The organism is Rhizobium sp. SRDI943 (assembly GCF_057653695.1).
On sequence record NZ_CM172787.1, the window covers coordinates 750,756 to 765,954 of the forward strand.

Consider the following 15,199-nt stretch of genomic DNA (forward strand, 5'->3'; position numbering starts at 1 on the left):
ATGGCGAGCAGATAGCAGCGGTCAGGCCGCCAGCTGCCCACCCCTGCGTCCGGCTGCAGATTGCGTCGAAGCCGTCGCCCGAAGCCTGAACCGGGAAACCAGTTCACGCAGCGTGGCAGCTTCCTGAGCAAGCTGGCCGGATGCCGCGGTGGATTGCTCCACCATCGCGGCGTTCTGCTGGGTCACCTGGTCCATGGAATTGACGGCGGTGTTGACTTCGGCAAGGCCGGTCGACTGCTCTTTGGCCGATACGGCGATTGCATCCATGTGCTGGTTGATGCGGGCAATCTGCTCGCTGATCGCCTTCAGAACCTGGCTGGTGTCGAGAACCAGTTTGACGCCGCTTTCCACTTCCACCGAGGATTTCTGGATGTGGCCCTTGATTTCCTTTGCCGCCTGAGCCGATCTCTGGGCGAGTTCGCGCACTTCCTGGGCGACCACTGCAAAACCCTTGCCCGCGTCGCCGGCGCGTGCCGCTTCGACGCCGGCGTTCAGCGCCAGCAGATTGGTCTGGAAGGCGATCTCGTCGATCACGCCGATAATGCTGGAAATCTGCTGCGACGAAGCCTCGATGCGGCGCATGGCTTCTTCGGCATGCGACACGACTTCCGAAGACTTGGCGGCGTTGCGGTTTGCATCGGTCGCTTCCGTGCGCGCCTCGTCGGTCCGCTTGCTCGAGTTCGAGACATTGGCGGTGATCTGATCGAGCGCTGCGGCGGTTTCTTCGAGAGAGGCTGCCTGCTGTTCGGTTCGTTTTGACAGATCGCCGGCCCCGGATGCGATTTCCCTGGTGCCTTCGTCGATCGCGGCAATGGCGGTCGCAATCGCGCTGAGCGTCTGATCGAGCTGCCGGATCGACATGTTGAAATCATGCCGGAGGTTCTCGAAATCAGGCGCGAACGGCTCATCGATCTGGAAGGCAAGATCGCCGGATGCAAGCCTCTTCAAGCCTGCGGCGAGGCCTGATGTCGCCGCCCGCAGCCGTTCGGCTGCATCTTCGTCGGCCTGCTTGCGCGCCGTGATCCGCTCGGCTTCGCCCTGCAATCGGGCTGCCTCGGCGTCTTGCTCAAGCTGCTTATTGGCAATCGCCGCCTGGCGGAAGATTTCGACGGCCGATGCCATCGTTCCGATTTCATCGGTGCGGCCGATCCCGGTGCAGGCAATTGCTGTGTCACCGTCGGCAAGCTTTTGCATGTCGTTGGAAAGCGAAAGGATCGGCTTGGTGACGGTCTTGCGGGTCAGGAAATAGAGCCCGAGCGCAAACAGCGCGGCCGCAGCCAGAAGTGCTTTCAGAACAATATCGACCGAAGCTTTTATGTCGGCGCTATGCTTGGAAATATCGTCCGACGCCGCCGTGATCTGGTCCCCGGTCTGTTCCATGGCCGTTTCCAGCGTCGAGAACTGCGCCATGAATTCCGGCAAGGCCTTCAATGCCGCCGAGGGATCCTGGCTCGCCAGATCGACAATCTTCGTGGCGCTTTCGATATAGGTCAGAAGGGGACGTTCGATGCTGGCAAGCAGCGCCTTGGTCTTTTCGTCGGCGGCAAGAGCCTTATTGGCGCCAATCATCTCACGGAACGACGCGTCGTGCTCCACCAGATCCGCCTTCACCGCGGCAGGGTCTATGCCTGCTGCCGGGTTGGAGGCAAGCATCGACGCCAGCACATCCGCGCGCATTGCATCATGCATCATGTCGGCCTGCATGTGGTTGCGCAGAATTTGCGCCGACCGGGCAACGTCGGCGTTGTTTTCGGAGAGGGTCGAGGCGGACCAGATGCCGACGCCCGTAGCGCCGCCCGCCAATGCGAAAATTGCGATGCTCGCAATGATGATCTTATGCTGGATCGACGCCATGACAGGGCTCTCTCGTTAATTTAGAACGTGAGAGTAGCCGAACATGCTTAATTATTTTCTTAGCACCATATGGCTTAACGGCGCGAAAACAACAGGTTGTAGCGGATATTTCACTTTCGATGAAAGGTTGAGCTCTTTGTGGGTCGGGCGGATGCCCGCTACCGATAGGATGACGGACCTGCGCGAGTGCCGCGGCCTCGTCGAGGCTCATTGCTGCTTGCCGGTCTGGGGCGTACGATGCACGTACAATGGGAGAGGGACCATGAGGCTTTCAGCTTTCGTCCGACCGGCGGCAGCCGTAGTGCTGCTGTTTGCCTTCACATCCACCGACGTCATCGCCAAGGGCAAGCACCGAAGCTGTGCGCAGCTGCAGGCGATGAAGGATAATGCCCTGACCGGCGGAAAGCATGCCGGGGATGGCACCGACAAGAGAGCCAAGATCGAAAGGAAGATGAGGAAGAAAGGCTGCTAGATCAGGATGATTTTAGGCCCGATCGGCCTAAAATCATCCTGATCTAAATCAAAGAAGTAGAGCATGATGTCGTCCGAAAACCGCTCACACTTTTCGGCATCATGCTCTAGAGGCAAGTCGCCGCTAGCGTGCGAGTACCGAGAGAACACGGTCTGGAAGCAGGCGAGCCTGTTGCCGAGACGGCAGAGATGCGCCTTCGTTGAGGATGGCGCGACGTCCATCAAATCCGCCTCATGCCAGACTAACCGCAGTCCGGGGACTACCTTTGGCATTCTCATGCACTAGATGGCGATCGAGGAGGACGTCACCGCCGCTCTTGGGAGGAGAACAAGCGGCATGTCTAGAGAATGGATGAAGAGGAAGACTGCATGACGATCGAGGACATCATCGAAACCCTGGAAAAGACTGACATGCCCGACAGCCGGATCGACGCCTTCATCACCTGTGCCTTTCTGTTGAAGCAACTCCGGCCGGCCGAGCCCAACGATTTCGACGGTCCTCACGATTACCTGCCGAGCAGTATCAAGTCTGAGCACGGCTTCCTGATGGCGCGACCCTTCACGCACGACGTCAATCACGCCATCGACCTGTGCCGGGAAGTCCGGCCGGATGCCGTTTGGCACCTCGCCCGCGGCCGCCAGACAGCGGATGATTCGCTTTACGGTGCGCAGCTGCGCGAGATCAAGGAGAGCGAAAGCGTGCTCGGTGAAGCCGAGAGCAATCACGCAGCGCTGGCGCTCACGCTGGCGGCGCTGCGGGCGCATGTGCGGCAGGAAGATGAAAAGAGGGCAGGTGCGTGAGGGCGCTGGAGCGTGCCTCGGAACCTCTTGCAGCTCCGCAATAACCTACGGATCGACCGGGAAAAGCATGAGGAACTGCCGGTCGCCCTCCGGCGAAAACAGGATCGAGCGGCTTTCGGCCGTGCGCCGCGCCCAGCCTTTGTCGAGGAAGCTTGACAGCAGCGCCTTGCCGAGGCTGCCGGCGAGGTGGGCGCGTCTTTCGCTCCAGTCGAGGCAGGAGCGGCAGAGCGGCCGGCGCGACGATCTGAGGTCACTGACATCGATGCCGATGCGTTTGAGATCGCCTTCGCCCTTTTCCGTCAGCGCCAGGCCGTCTCCGACCGCGTCGATCGAGCCGGAGGCAATCAGGCTGTCGAGCATGCGCACGCCGTAATCGCCGGCAAGGTGATCGTAGCAGATGCGCGCCTTGCGCAGCGCCGGCTCCTTCGGTCCCGGCTGATGGCGCAGATGGCCGCGTCCGGCGGCAAAGCCCATCATGCTTTCGATCAGCCGGGCGACGGCCTCGTCGGCCAGCGTGAAATAGCGATGGCGTCCCTGTTTGCGCTGGGTTAGCAGCCCGCCGGCCTCGAGCTTGGCGAGATGCGTGCTCGCCGTCTGCACGGTGATGCCGCCGACGCCGGCAAGCTCGGTCGCCGTCAGTGCCCGGCCGCCGGTCAGTGCCGCCAGCATGTTGGCGCGGGCGGGATCGCCGATGAGCGCGCCGATCTGCGCAATGTCAGGACCTTCCTTCATAGTTCGATCGTAGCCGAAGCATCGCCGTCAGGCAATGTGCGAAAACGGGTGGGCAGCCAAAGGAGAAACGATATGATCACCTGCTTCATCCGCTATCAGATCGACCCCTTCAAGAAGGAGGCGTTTGCCGAATATGCCCGCAACTGGGGCCAGGCAATCCCGAAGAATGGCGCCGACCTGATCGGCTATTACGGCCCGCACGAGGGATCGGCGACGACCGCTTACGGCGTCTATAACATCGAGAGCCTCGCCGCCTACGAAGCCTATCGCGCCAGGCTGGCCGCCGACCCGCTCGGCCGTGAGAATTACGAATTTGCCAGACGCGAAGGCTTCATCCTCAAGGAAGATCGCATCTTCCTCAAAAATGTCTCCGCCCCTCACGCAAAGCTGGTGCTGCCATGATCGCCGTCATCTTCGAAGTCGTGCCCTATATGGGCGAACGCCACAAATATCTGGATCTCGCCGGCGAGCTGCGCGGCGAACTCGAAAAGATCGACGGCTTCATTTCGATCGAGCGTTTCGAGAGCCTGACGACCCGCGGCAAGCTGCTGTCGCTCTCGTTTTTCCGCGACGAGGAGGCGGTGAAGGAATGGCGCAATCTCGAGGCGCACCGGGCAGCGCAGCAGGCCGGACGCGGCGGCATCTTTGCCGACTATCGCCTGCGGATCGCCAGTGTTATCCGCGATTACGGCATGTTCGAACGCGACGAGGCGCCGGCCGACAGCCGTAGGGTTCATGATGCGGCTTGATGCCGACCGGCGTCGGCAAAGTCTGCCGCTCACTCATCGGCCGTCCGAATAAATTCCCGAAATCGGCCAGCGCTTCAGGCTTTGGTAACTAAGTTGCGTAACCATAACGGACAGTTAAGCGTAGAGCGTATGAGTGAGTATCAGAATGGCATCAGTTTTTCCGCTTGCCGACCTCAAGGCTTCCGTCAAGTCGGATTCCCGGCCGGGCTCTTGGGTTGACACGATCATCAAGGGCGATTGCGTCAGTGCCCTTGAAGCTTTGCCCAGCCACTCCGTCGATATCATCTTTGCCGATCCGCCGTATAATCTCCAGCTCGGCGGAACGCTGCATCGTCCCGATCAGTCGCTGGTCGATGCGGTCGACGACGAATGGGATCAGTTCGCCTCCTTCGAGGCCTATGACGCCTTCACCCGTGCCTGGCTGCTGGCCTGCCGGCGGGTATTGAAGCCGACCGGCTCGATCTGGGTGATCGGCTCCTACCACAATATCTTCCGTGTCGGCGCCACGCTGCAGGATCTGAATTTCTGGATCCTCAACGACATCATCTGGCGCAAGACCAACCCGATGCCGAATTTCAAGGGCCGCCGCTTCCAGAACGCCCATGAGACGATGATCTGGGCAAGCCCCAGCGCCAAGGCCAAGGGCTATACCTTCAATTACGATGCGCTGAAGGCGGCCAATGACGACGTGCAGATGCGCTCCGATTGGCTCTTCCCGATCTGCAACGGCAGCGAGCGGCTGAAGGGCGAGGACGGCAAGAAGGCGCATCCGACGCAGAAGCCGGAAGCGCTGCTCGCCCGCGTCATCATGGCCTCGACCAAGCCCGGCGATATCGTGCTCGATCCGTTCTTCGGCTCGGGAACGACGGGCGCCGTCGCCAAACGTCTCGGCCGTCATTTCGTCGGCATCGAGCGCGAACAGGATTATATCGATGCGGCCTCGGCCCGCATCGCCGCCGTCGAGCCGCTCGGCAAGGCGGAATTGACCGTCATGACCGGCAAGAAGGCCGAAGTTCGCGTCGCCTTCAACGTGCTTGTTGAAAGCGGCCTGATCAAGCCCGGCCAGGTGCTGACCGACGCCAAGCGCCGCTATAGCGCGATTGTCCGCGCCGACGGCACGGTAGCATCCGGCGGCGAGGCCGGCTCCATTCATCGTCTCGGCGCCAAGGTGCAGGGGCTCGATGCATGCAACGGATGGACCTTCTGGCATTTCGAAGACGGGCAGTCCCTGCGCCCGATCGACGATCTCAGGTCCGTCATCCGCAGTGATCTGGCAAAGGCGTAGTGAGCAACGCCTCTACGGATCGAAACCACCTTCTTCCGATTTCCCTCCAGTTGCGGAAGAAGACCAAGGCGCCCGGGGTCAAACCCGGGCGTCCTCTTTTTGTTTTTGCGCAATTCCGGACGCAAAACTTTTGCTGGAATTGCTCCAGTCAGAACTTCTGATCAGAACTCCTGGTAATCGGTGACCTCGACCCGTGTGACGCGGCCTTCCGCGTTGAAGGTGATCGTCTCCTCGCCCTCGCGGATCAGCGGCTTGCCCGATTTGCTGTGGGTGGCGCGTACCGACCAGACCGATCGGCCGGAGAGCGGCGTCAACGTTTCCACCAGCGAATTTTCCGCCGTCTGATCGGGATAGTCGTCGAAGTAGCGCCGGAAGGCAGCCATGATCTCGGCGCGGCCGGTGAGATCGCCGACGCCGTTCGAGACATAGGTCGCGTCCTCGGCGAAATAGGCCTCGATGGCGGGAAAATCGAGGGCGTTGATGGCGGCGTGAAAACGTTCGATTTCTTCTGCGGGGTCGAATGCCATGGATCTCAGACCTTCAATCCATAAGCGGCAAGATCGCTACGCAGCTTCTCAGGCCCCGAAAACAGCACCGCATTCCAGCCATAGGCCTTGGCGCCTTCGACATTAACAGGCGCGTCGTCGATGAAGATCGTCGCTGCCGGATCGAGGCCGAAGCTTTTCGTATGCGTCTCGTAGATCGCGATATCCGGCTTGATCAGGCCGACATCGCCGGAAACGGTGACGCCACGTGGTTTGGTCAGAAAGGGGAAGCGCGCCTGCGCCTCGCGGAAGGTGTCGGAGGCGAAGTTGGTGAGCATCGTCACGTCACGCCCTTCGGCGATCAACCCTTCCATGATCGCGACGCTGTCGTCATAGGCGTGTGGCACCATCTCGTGCCAATATTTGCGGAAGGCGCGGATATGCTCCTCGCGCGCCGGGTGCTGTTTTATCAGCAGCGCTTCGGCCTCCGCCCAGGTGCGGCCGCGGTCCTGCTCGATGTTCCAGTCATGGGTGCAGATATTGGCGAAGAACCAGTTGCGCTCGGTCTCATCGGGAATGAGGCGGCTGAAGGGAAGATGCGGATCGTAGTGAATAAGGACTTTGCCGATATCGAAAACGATATGTCTTATGTCGGTGGTCATGGTCATCCCTTGGATGTTTTAAACGCGAGAGGAATAGCCGCTGCGATCGCTTTTTTCATGATGGTTGGTAAGGCCTGGGCTTCAAGATTTGTAACCGGCTCCCACCATCCGTCATTCGGGCCGTCATCCATGGCGACCTTGGCAGCGATGGCCGCACGCCAGATCGAAAGCCTGAGCTCGAAATGGGTGAAGACGTGGATGACGGTGCCAGAGGCCTGCCATGCCGCATCGAAGGGCGCGGCGGCGGCCGAGGTCTCGCCGTCGATGCGCGCCGTCCAGGCGGTCGTCGGCACCTCGGTCATGCCGCCGAGCAGGCCGCTGTCGATGCGCCGCCGCAGCAGGATCTCGCCATCACCTGTTACCGCGATGAAGGCCGCGCCATATCTGACCGGCTTCTCCTTCTTCGCCGCCTTGACCGGAAAGAGCTCGGGATCGGAAAGTTTGAGCGCCTCGCACGCCCCCCGGAAGGGACAGAGCGAACAGGCTGGCCGCTTTGGCGTGCAGATCGTGGCGCCCAGATCCATCATCGCCTGGGCGAAATCGCCGGGCCGATCGGCGGGCGTCAGCAGCGCCACTTTCTCCTTCATCGCCGGCTTTGCGCCTGGAAGCGGCGTGGCGATGGCATAGAGCCTGGAGATCACCCGCTCGACATTGCCGTCCATGACAGCCGCCTGCCGGTTGAAGGCGATGGCCGCGACGGCGGCTGCCGTATAGTCGCCGATGCCGGGAAGCGACTTGAGGCCCTCTTCGGTATCGGGAAAGACGCCGCCATGCTCGTTCGCCACCGCTTCGGCGCACTTCTTCAGGTTGCGGGCCCGGGCGTAATAGCCGAGCCCCGCCCAGGCGGCCATCACCGCGTCGTTTTCGGCTGCGGCAAGATCGGTTACCTCGGGCCAGCGCTGCAGAAATCGCTCGAAATAGGGTTTGACCGCCTGCACCGTCGTCTGCTGCAGCATCACCTCGGACAGCCAGACGCGATAGGGATCGGCCTTGACGCCGCGGGCCGCCATGCCGGGCGAAACGCGCCAGGGCAGGTCGCGGTGGTGGCGATCGTACCAGTCGAGCAGGGGCTTTGCTGAGGGCGTGTCGAGTGTGGTGATCGTCATGATTTGCCGCGATGGGGGGAAGTGCCTATACTTGACGAAGCAATGCCGCGCGATCAAGTCGCCAATACGAATTGGCATGCGAATTGGCGGCGTCGCTGAAGGGTTTCGATGAGTTATCCACGCAAAGGTGCAAAGCAGATCTCCGAACTGGCCAACGGGCTGATCGATCCCGTCCTTGCCCGGCGCGCCGGCATCAACACGGCGCTGCTTGGCTCGTGGAGCGAAATCGCCGGCGAGGATTTCGCAGATTGCACCCGGCCGGAAAAGATCGCCTGGGCGCGCGGCGGCAATGAGACCGGCGGCTTCCGCCCCGGCGTGCTGACGATTGCCTGCGAAGGCGCGCGTGCGCTGTTCCTCACCCATGCGCAGGGCGAACTCATCCAGCGCATCAACAGCTTCTTCGGCTTTGCCGCCGTCCACCAGATCCGCATCGTCCAGAAGCCGGTCTCACAAACCATCCGTCGCTCCCGCACCCCGCCGCCGCTGAAGGGCGAAGCCGCCCGCAAGCTCGAAGGCATGATGGAGGGCATCGAGAACGACAAGCTGCGCCAGGCAATCCAGCGCCTGGGCACCGCGGTGATGGGGAAGCAGGGACGATAAATGTGGCGCGTGCTCGATCGGAGCCAATGAAATCCACAGGCGGACCAATCGCATATAGGCCACGCCTTCAAGCGTTCCCGCGACCTGGAGACGTTTCAGACCATCGCTAAACCACACCCTTCTTCAGGATGAAGTTGCCATAGGGCCGTGTTTCACCTGTGTGAACCACCGCAAAGCAGGATTCAGCCAATGGATAATAGGAGAAGCGCTCGATCGATCTGCTCTTGATGCTGCGCTTTTCGACCGTCGAGCAGAGCAATTCCACATCCGCATGAACCGGTAGCATCGTGCCGGCCTGATCCGGATCCTCCATATGCATGAGCGGCTGTTCGACGAAGTGATCGAGCGGCATGACTGCCAGGATCGCCGCTATGGCGTCCGTGGCGCTCGCCGCGTTCATCGAGACGAGTTTGCCGGTCACGGTCTTCTTCGACACGCGACACGCCGAAAAATTCTTGTCAACGATGGCGAGCTCATCCCCGTGGCCCATCGCGCTCAGTATCCACAAAAGATCCGGGCAAAGAATTCCCGGAATGTTTTTCAGTGCCATGTTCGCTCCTCCCAATGAACTCCAATAATCACCATAATAGCTAACGAAAACGCTTGCGCAAACGTTTCGATGGCCATATATCGATTTCCAGCATTTCATTGGAGGATGAAATAGACCGGGTCACCGCCGAGCTGGGAGGCTTGTTCGCGGGCGGCAATATTTTCGACTTTTTGTTCTGGAGGTGACGCGGCGGCGGTCTGAAGCTGTGCGTCAGGCGTGATGGGGGAGGTCTGCAATCATGGCGACAATCACTGACGTTGCACGCGTCGCGGGCGTCTCGGTCTCGACCGTGTCGCACGTCGTCAACGGCACGCGGCATGTGAACGAAGCGACGGCGGCGCTCGTCAGGCAGGCGATCGAAACCCTCGGATTCGTGCCGAACGCCGTGGCCCGCTCACTGGTGCGATCATCGACGGATGCCGTGGGTATCGCGATCTCGATCAGCACCAACTACTATTTCAACGATATCGTCTCCTCTATCGAACGAGCCTGCGCCGCCATCGGCCAGCTCGTCTTTCTTTGCGACACGCAGAACGATCCGGAGACCGAGCTGCGGCTGGTCCGCGAACTCGTCCAGCGGCGAGTGGATGGGGTGATTCTGGCTCCGTCCGGTGATCCGGAAAACCGCGCCATCGACTATCTCAAATCGTCTCGCATGCCCTTCGTGCTTGTCGACCGTCTGACGGTTGCCGATGCCGACGGGGTTTGCCTGGACAACGAGGCGGCGATGGAGACGCTGATCGACCACCTGGTGGGCCACGGCCACCGCCGCATCGGCCTCATCGCCGGCGAGCCCGGGCTGCTTTCCACGATCGAACGCGTGCGTGGATATGTCGGCGCCATGCGCAAGCACGGGCTGGAAATCGATCGCAGCCTGATGAGCGAAGGCAATGCCAACAGCGCGGATGCCCGCCAATCAGCGCTTGAGATCTTAAGCCGGGTGGACCGACCGACGGCGATCGCCTCGGGCAACAATCTGGCCACAATCGGCGTCATGCGGGCGGTGCGGGATCTTGGCTTGCGCATCTCCGAGGATCTGGCGCTGATCGGCTTTGACGATTTCGATTGGGCCGACTGCTTCGAGCCGCGGCTGACCGTCATGGCGCAGCCGAGCGAGATGATCGGCATGCAGGCTGCGGAAATGCTGTCCAGGCGGATCAAATCGAGCACGGAAGACGTGCGGCAGGTTCGCCTGCCGGCAAAACTGGTAATTCGCCGCTCCTGCGGCTGCGGAGGGCATTGAAATGACGTCGGCACTGGCTCTTGCTGGGATCACCAAATCCTTTCCGGGCGTGCGGGCCCTGAAAGGCGTGTCGTTTTCTCTGCAGCCCGGAGAAATCAGGGCGCTGGTGGGGGAGAACGGGGCCGGAAAATCGACGCTGATGAAGATCCTTTCCGGCGCCTATTCGGCCGACGAGGGGCGCATCGAGCTTTTTGGCGAAGCGGTGCTCGATCCGACCCCAGCCGGGATGATCGCGCGTGGCGTCGCGGTTATCTATCAGGAACTGGCTCAGGCGCCGCATCTGACCGTCGCCGAAAACGTTCTGATGGGGCGGCTGCCATGCAAGGGCGCCCTGATCGACTGGGGCGAGGCAAAGCGCCGGACCATCGAGGTTATTGACCGGCTCGGTTTCGATGTCGATCCGACCGCTCGGATCGGGACGCTCTCCGTTGCCAAGCGGCAGATGGTTGAGATCGCCAAGGCCCTGGCGCGTAATGCCAAGATCATCGTTCTCGACGAGCCGTCGGCGGTGTTGGCGCAGGCAGAAATCGACCAGTTGTTTCGGGTTGTCCGGCAGCTGGCTCGGGAGAGCGGCGTTGCCTTCGTTTATATTTCGCATCGCCTGCGCGAGGTTTTCGAACTGAGCGACACGGTCACCGTTTTGCGCGACGGCACAGTCATCCACAACGGACCTTCCAATGGTCTGACGACGGACGATCTCATTCGCAGCATGGTGGGCCGGGAAGTGGGCGACGTCTTCCCCACCCGCACGCCTCGGATCGGCGAGGAGGCGCTGTCCGCTCAGGGCATTTCGACGCCAGCGCTGCTCAAAAATGTCAGCATCCATGTTCGAAAAGGCGAGATCGTCGGTCTTTTCGGACTGGCGGGTGCTGGCCGCACCGAGCTTTTGCGCGCCATCTACGGCGCGGATCCGCGTGGTGCCGGCGAAGTCAGGATCAACGGCGCGATGGCCAGCATCGGTTCGCCGCGCGCCGGCATCAGCAAGGGGCTCGGTCTCGTGCCGGAGGACCGCAAGACGGAGGGCCTCTTCCTGATACAGAGCGTCGGCTTCAACATCATGTCGGCGAGCCTCGCGCAGATCGTCCGTTTCGGGCTTCTTTCTCTGCGCCGCGAGCGCAAAATCGTGAACGGTCTGATCGAACGGCTGCGGATCAGGACGCCGAATGCCGCAGCAGCGACGCAGAACCTTTCGGGTGGCAATCAGCAGAAATGCGTGCTGGCGCGGCTGGTCAGCGCCGGATGCGAGATCCTGCTGGCCGACGAGCCCACACGTGGCGTCGACGTCGGGGCCAAGCGCGAGATTTACGACTTGCTGGTCGAACTGGCGGAAGCCCGCGGGCTGGCAATCGTCATCGCTTCTTCCGAACTGCCTGAAATCCTTGGTTTGTGCGACCGGCTCTATGTCCTGAGAGAGGGCGAGGTGACGGCTGAACTCGACGCGCGCACCGCGACTGAAGAAGACGTCATGCACTTCGCGGCACTACATTAATGAGGGGACTACCATGAAATATCTTCCGCGCGGAACGGGTCTTGCCGGCGCACTGATCGTACTGATCATCGCCGCCTCGCTGATCTCTCCCCATTTTCTCAATCCCATCAATATCCTGAATGTCCTGAGGCAGGTTGCGCTCTACGGGATCCTCGGCATCGGCATGACATTCGTGATCCTCACCAAAGGGATCGATCTTTCGGTGGGGTCGATCGTCGCATTGGTCGGCGTCACCGGCGCGGTGCTGATGGAGCAGGGGGTGCCCATCCCGCTGATGGTGTTGATCTGTCTCTCCATCGGCGCCCTCGTCGGCTGCGTCAACGGCCTCGGCATTTCCTATTTCCGCATTCCGGCCTTCATCATGACGCTCGGCTGCATGGTCATGGTGCGCGGCTTCGCGCTGATGATCGCCGACGGCGGGACCGTTAATCCCGGAAAGCTCGCCGACAGTTTCTTCGTGCTCGGCGGCGGTTACATGCTGGGCGTGCCGACACCGATCTACGTCTTTGCGGCAGTCTGCATCATAGCCGCCGTCGTGCTCAGCTTCACGCAGTTCGGCCGGGCCATCTATGCGGTCGGCAGCAATGAGGAGGCGGCGAGGCTCTCCGGCATCAACGTGCCGCTCGTCATCTTCAGCGTCTACATCATTTGTGGTGTGCTGGCGGCACTTTCCGGCCTGATTTTCCTGTCCCGTCTTTCCGTCGGCGACCCGAATTCCGGCCTCGGCCTCGAACTGGAAGCGATCACGATCGCGGTGATCGGCGGCACGTCGCTGTTTGGCGGCGAAGGCACCGTTCTCGGCACGATCGGCGGCGCCATGGTGCTGGCCATCATCGCAAACATTCTCAATCTCGCAGGCGTTTCACCATTCTCACAACAGGTGGTGAAGGGCGCGATCATCGTTCTTGCCGTGCTGCTCGAAGCCGGAAGAAAACCACGCAAGTAGCGTGTTAACCAGAGGGAGGACTTAAAATGCTCAACATCACCAGACGCATGCTCATTATCTCCGCCGGGCTCGCCACCGTCTTGACCGCCGCACCCGCCTTCAGCGCGGACAAGATCGTCATCGGCTTCTCGCAGGCGAGCTCGAACTCCGCCCACCGCAACACGATGACCAAGCGCAACCAGGCCTATGCAGCGGAACACTTCAAGGATGTCGATCTGATCGTCACCAACGCGGAAGGCAAGTCGGCAAAGCAGATTTCGGATGTCGAAAGCCTGATGGTCCAGGGCATGAAGGTTCTGATGATTTCGGCGCAGGATAGCGCCGCCATCGCTCCGACCATCAAGCAGGTCCTGGCTGCCGGCATTCCGGTCATCACGCTCGAGCGCAGCCTCGATATTCCCGTTACGCTGCATGTCGGCCCGCACAACAAACCGATCGGCACGCTTGCCGGCAAGTACGTAGCCGAGGCGCTGAAAGGCAAGGGCAATGTCGTGGAGATCAAGGGCGACCCCGCCGTTGCTCCCGCGGTGGAGCGCCATGAGGGCTTTGCCGAAGCCATCGCTGGCACCGATATCAAGGTGATCGCCGAAACCCATGCCGACTGGGACCAGGAAAAGGCGTTGAAGTTCATGGAAGACACGCTTCAGCGTTTCCCGGCCGGGCAGATTCAAGCCGTTTACGCCCATAACGACAACATGGCGTTTGGGGCGCTGCGGGCGATCCAGGCCGCCGGCCGCGACAAGGAAGGCATCCTCATCATCGGCATCGACGGCGAGAACGCCGCCATCCGCGCCGTTGCCAAGGGTGACCTGACCGCGACCTTCACCTATTCCACCGTCGCGCCTGAAGGCGTTATTGCCGCGCATGCGCTTGCCACCAACGACACCGCAGCGCTGGAAAAGCTCGGAACCTTGACCAAGAAGGACGACGGCTCGATGGAAATCGAGATTGCGTCGAAGATGATCACCAAGGAGAACGCTGCCGAATTCTTCTGCAAGGGCTTCGGCGACGACCCTGAATGCAAGTAATCCGATAGACTTCGAAGTCCGGCGCGACAACAGAAGCGCCGGACTTTGGTTCGAGATACAAAGATCAGGCCGTTGACCGTTCCCCGACCGCCCGAACCCCAAGGCCACCTGGTCTGCCTGATGGGCTTTTCCCCCGCGCCCCAGCCGCCGCGATGTCTGCCGATGAAATCGGCAAAACCTCCAATCCTGCAATTTTTGGTCTAGTCGTCTTCCCGCGGTCACAATTCTTTGAAGGAAGTTGGCGAACCGTGCCTTGTGAGTGGCCGCCAGCCGTTATATCGCACAGTCATGCCGTCAATCTCATTAGTTATGGGGAATCCATGCAGATGTCCGAAATGCAACTGACGAAACGCCGCCTGCTCAGCGGTATCGCCATCGCCGCCGCTGCCGTAGCGCTTGTCGCCTGCAATGACAGCAAGGACGCTGCCGATGCTTCGTCCTCCGGCAAGACCATGGCTGATGGCACCAATGTCGACACCATGCAGACGGCGGCCACATCGGCGACCGAAATGCCGGAGTCCGACGGCGATGTCGACATGGCTGAGGTGCTGAAGCCCGGCGTGCTGCCGGAGATGGCGCTCGGCAAGGCCGATGCCCCGGTCAAGATCGTCGAGTACATGTCGATGACCTGCCCGCATTGCGCCCATTTCCACAACACCGTCTTCGACACGATCAAGCAGAAATATGTCGACAGCGGCAAGGTGCAGTTCATTATCCGCGAATTCCCCTTCGACCCGCGCGCCGCCGCAGCCTTCATGCTCGCCCGCTGCAACTCTTCCAATCCGGAGCAGTTGAGCACGCCGGAACAGTATTTCCCGATGGTTTCCATGCTCTTCAAGCAGCAGCAGGTCTGGGCCGCCGCCGATGATGGCCGCGCCGCACTGCTGCAGATGTCGAAGCTTGCCGGATTTACTGAGGATAGCTTCACGAAATGCTTGACGAACCAGAAGCTTCTGGATGAAGTGAACGCCACGCGGGAAAGAGGTTCCAAGGATTTCGGCGTCAACGCCACCCCGACTTTCCTGATCAATGGCAAGCGCTACTCTGGAGACATGCCGGTTGACACTTTGTCGAAGCTCATCGACAGCCTGCTCTGAACCGGATCGTTTCGATAGAACGGGCGATGGCGAAAGCCGTGCGCCCGTTTTTCGTTTTCAGCGCAGTTTGCAGGTGTGGCCCCCTCATCCGCCTGCCGGCA

Annotated in this window: 18 protein-coding genes; 11 read left to right on the forward strand and 7 right to left on the reverse strand. The window is 61.0% G+C overall.

The window, feature by feature from the left end; genetic code table 11:
* Positions 1 to 21 precede the first annotated feature (21 nt).
* Positions 22 to 1,854, reverse strand: coding sequence for a methyl-accepting chemotaxis protein (locus tag AC245Y_RS03655; RefSeq protein ID WP_017993197.1), 1,833 nt, complete (start codon positions 1,852 to 1,854; stop codon positions 22 to 24).
* 262 nt (positions 1,855 to 2,116) lie between these two features.
* Between AC245Y_RS03655 and AC245Y_RS03660 the strand changes: the two genes are divergently transcribed.
* A complete protein-coding gene (locus AC245Y_RS03660; protein ID WP_003557162.1) occupies positions 2,117 to 2,326 on the forward strand; it encodes a hypothetical protein in 210 nt (69 codons plus the stop codon).
* Here the strand turns inward: AC245Y_RS03660 and AC245Y_RS03665 are convergent.
* A complete protein-coding gene (locus tag AC245Y_RS03665) occupies positions 2,323 to 2,547 on the reverse strand; it encodes a hypothetical protein (RefSeq protein WP_017993198.1) in 225 nt (74 codons plus the stop codon). The genes AC245Y_RS03660 and AC245Y_RS03665 overlap by 4 nt on opposite strands.
* 147 nt (positions 2,548 to 2,694) lie before the next feature.
* Between AC245Y_RS03665 and AC245Y_RS03670 the strand changes: the two genes are divergently transcribed.
* On the forward strand, positions 2,695 to 3,126 hold the full coding sequence (locus AC245Y_RS03670) for a hypothetical protein (RefSeq protein ID WP_003557164.1): 432 nt from the start codon (positions 2,695 to 2,697) through the stop codon (positions 3,124 to 3,126).
* A 45-nt stretch (positions 3,127 to 3,171) separates the two neighbouring features.
* On the opposite strand, the gene AC245Y_RS03675 is transcribed toward AC245Y_RS03670, so the two are convergent.
* Complete coding sequence (locus tag AC245Y_RS03675) at positions 3,172 to 3,858, reverse strand: ArsR/SmtB family transcription factor (protein ID WP_017993200.1); 687 nt, start codon at positions 3,856 to 3,858, stop codon at positions 3,172 to 3,174.
* Positions 3,859 to 3,930: 72 nt separating this feature from the next.
* Between AC245Y_RS03675 and AC245Y_RS03680 the strand changes: the two genes are divergently transcribed.
* The 3 genes from AC245Y_RS03680 to AC245Y_RS03690 all read left to right on the forward strand — a co-directional run bounded on the left by AC245Y_RS03680 (position 3,931) and on the right by AC245Y_RS03690 (position 5,892).
* Entirely contained in the window at positions 3,931 to 4,260 is a 330-nt protein-coding gene (locus AC245Y_RS03680) for an NIPSNAP family protein (RefSeq protein WP_017993201.1), read from the forward strand.
* Positions 4,257 to 4,607, forward strand: coding sequence for an antibiotic biosynthesis monooxygenase family protein (locus AC245Y_RS03685; RefSeq protein WP_017993202.1), 351 nt, complete (start codon positions 4,257 to 4,259; stop codon positions 4,605 to 4,607). The genes AC245Y_RS03680 and AC245Y_RS03685 overlap by 4 nt, the downstream gene beginning before the upstream one ends.
* 145 nt (positions 4,608 to 4,752) lie before the next feature.
* Positions 4,753 to 5,892 carry a site-specific DNA-methyltransferase gene (locus AC245Y_RS03690; protein WP_017993203.1) on the forward strand — a complete coding sequence of 380 codons (1,140 nt, stop codon included), beginning with the start codon at positions 4,753 to 4,755 and terminating at the stop codon, positions 5,890 to 5,892.
* 161 nt (positions 5,893 to 6,053) lie between these two features.
* Here AC245Y_RS03690 and AC245Y_RS03695 read toward each other — a convergent pair whose 3' ends face one another.
* From AC245Y_RS03695 to mutY, 3 genes are read right to left on the reverse strand one after another with little or no spacing between them, the layout of a single operon-like run.
* A complete protein-coding gene (locus AC245Y_RS03695) occupies positions 6,054 to 6,419 on the reverse strand; it encodes a nuclear transport factor 2 family protein (protein WP_017993204.1) in 366 nt (121 codons plus the stop codon).
* A 5-nt stretch (positions 6,420 to 6,424) separates the two neighbouring features.
* A complete protein-coding gene (locus tag AC245Y_RS03700) occupies positions 6,425 to 7,039 on the reverse strand; it encodes an HAD family hydrolase (protein WP_026157271.1) in 615 nt (204 codons plus the stop codon).
* Positions 7,040 to 7,041: 2 nt separating this feature from the next.
* On the reverse strand, positions 7,042 to 8,145 hold the full coding sequence (mutY, locus tag AC245Y_RS03705; RefSeq protein ID WP_017993206.1) for an A/G-specific adenine glycosylase: 1,104 nt from the start codon (positions 8,143 to 8,145) through the stop codon (positions 7,042 to 7,044).
* A 108-nt stretch (positions 8,146 to 8,253) separates the two neighbouring features.
* Here mutY and AC245Y_RS03710 point away from each other — a divergent pair, with 108 nt between their 5' ends.
* Complete coding sequence (locus AC245Y_RS03710) at positions 8,254 to 8,745, forward strand: DUF721 domain-containing protein (RefSeq protein WP_017993207.1); 492 nt, start codon at positions 8,254 to 8,256, stop codon at positions 8,743 to 8,745.
* A 106-nt stretch (positions 8,746 to 8,851) separates the two neighbouring features.
* Here the strand turns inward: AC245Y_RS03710 and AC245Y_RS03715 are convergent, their stop codons facing one another.
* A complete protein-coding gene (locus tag AC245Y_RS03715) occupies positions 8,852 to 9,295 on the reverse strand; it encodes an RbsD/FucU family protein (protein WP_017993208.1) in 444 nt (147 codons plus the stop codon).
* A gap of 238 nt (positions 9,296 to 9,533) precedes the next feature.
* Between AC245Y_RS03715 and AC245Y_RS03720 the strand changes: the two genes are divergently transcribed.
* From AC245Y_RS03720 to AC245Y_RS03740, 5 genes are all read left to right on the forward strand, one after another.
* On the forward strand, positions 9,534 to 10,538 hold the full coding sequence (locus tag AC245Y_RS03720; protein WP_017993210.1) for a LacI family DNA-binding transcriptional regulator: 1,005 nt from the start codon (positions 9,534 to 9,536) through the stop codon (positions 10,536 to 10,538).
* A gap of 1 nt (position 10,539) precedes the next feature.
* Complete coding sequence (locus tag AC245Y_RS03725; protein ID WP_017993211.1) at positions 10,540 to 12,027, forward strand: sugar ABC transporter ATP-binding protein; 1,488 nt, start codon at positions 10,540 to 10,542, stop codon at positions 12,025 to 12,027.
* Positions 12,028 to 12,040: 13 nt separating this feature from the next.
* The gene (locus tag AC245Y_RS03730; protein ID WP_012756382.1) at positions 12,041 to 12,973 is read left to right on the forward strand and encodes an ABC transporter permease; all 933 of its coding nucleotides are present in this window, start codon (positions 12,041 to 12,043) and stop codon (positions 12,971 to 12,973) included.
* A gap of 26 nt (positions 12,974 to 12,999) precedes the next feature.
* Positions 13,000 to 14,001: a substrate-binding domain-containing protein gene (locus AC245Y_RS03735; RefSeq protein WP_017993212.1), complete on the forward strand. Its 1,002-nt coding sequence runs from the start codon at positions 13,000 to 13,002 to the stop codon at positions 13,999 to 14,001.
* Between the two features lie 326 nt (positions 14,002 to 14,327).
* Positions 14,328 to 15,098 (forward strand): DsbA family protein, encoded by a 771-nt coding sequence (locus AC245Y_RS03740; RefSeq protein WP_017993213.1) that lies wholly within the window; start codon positions 14,328 to 14,330, stop codon positions 15,096 to 15,098.
* The last annotated feature ends 101 nt before the right edge of the window (positions 15,099 to 15,199 follow it).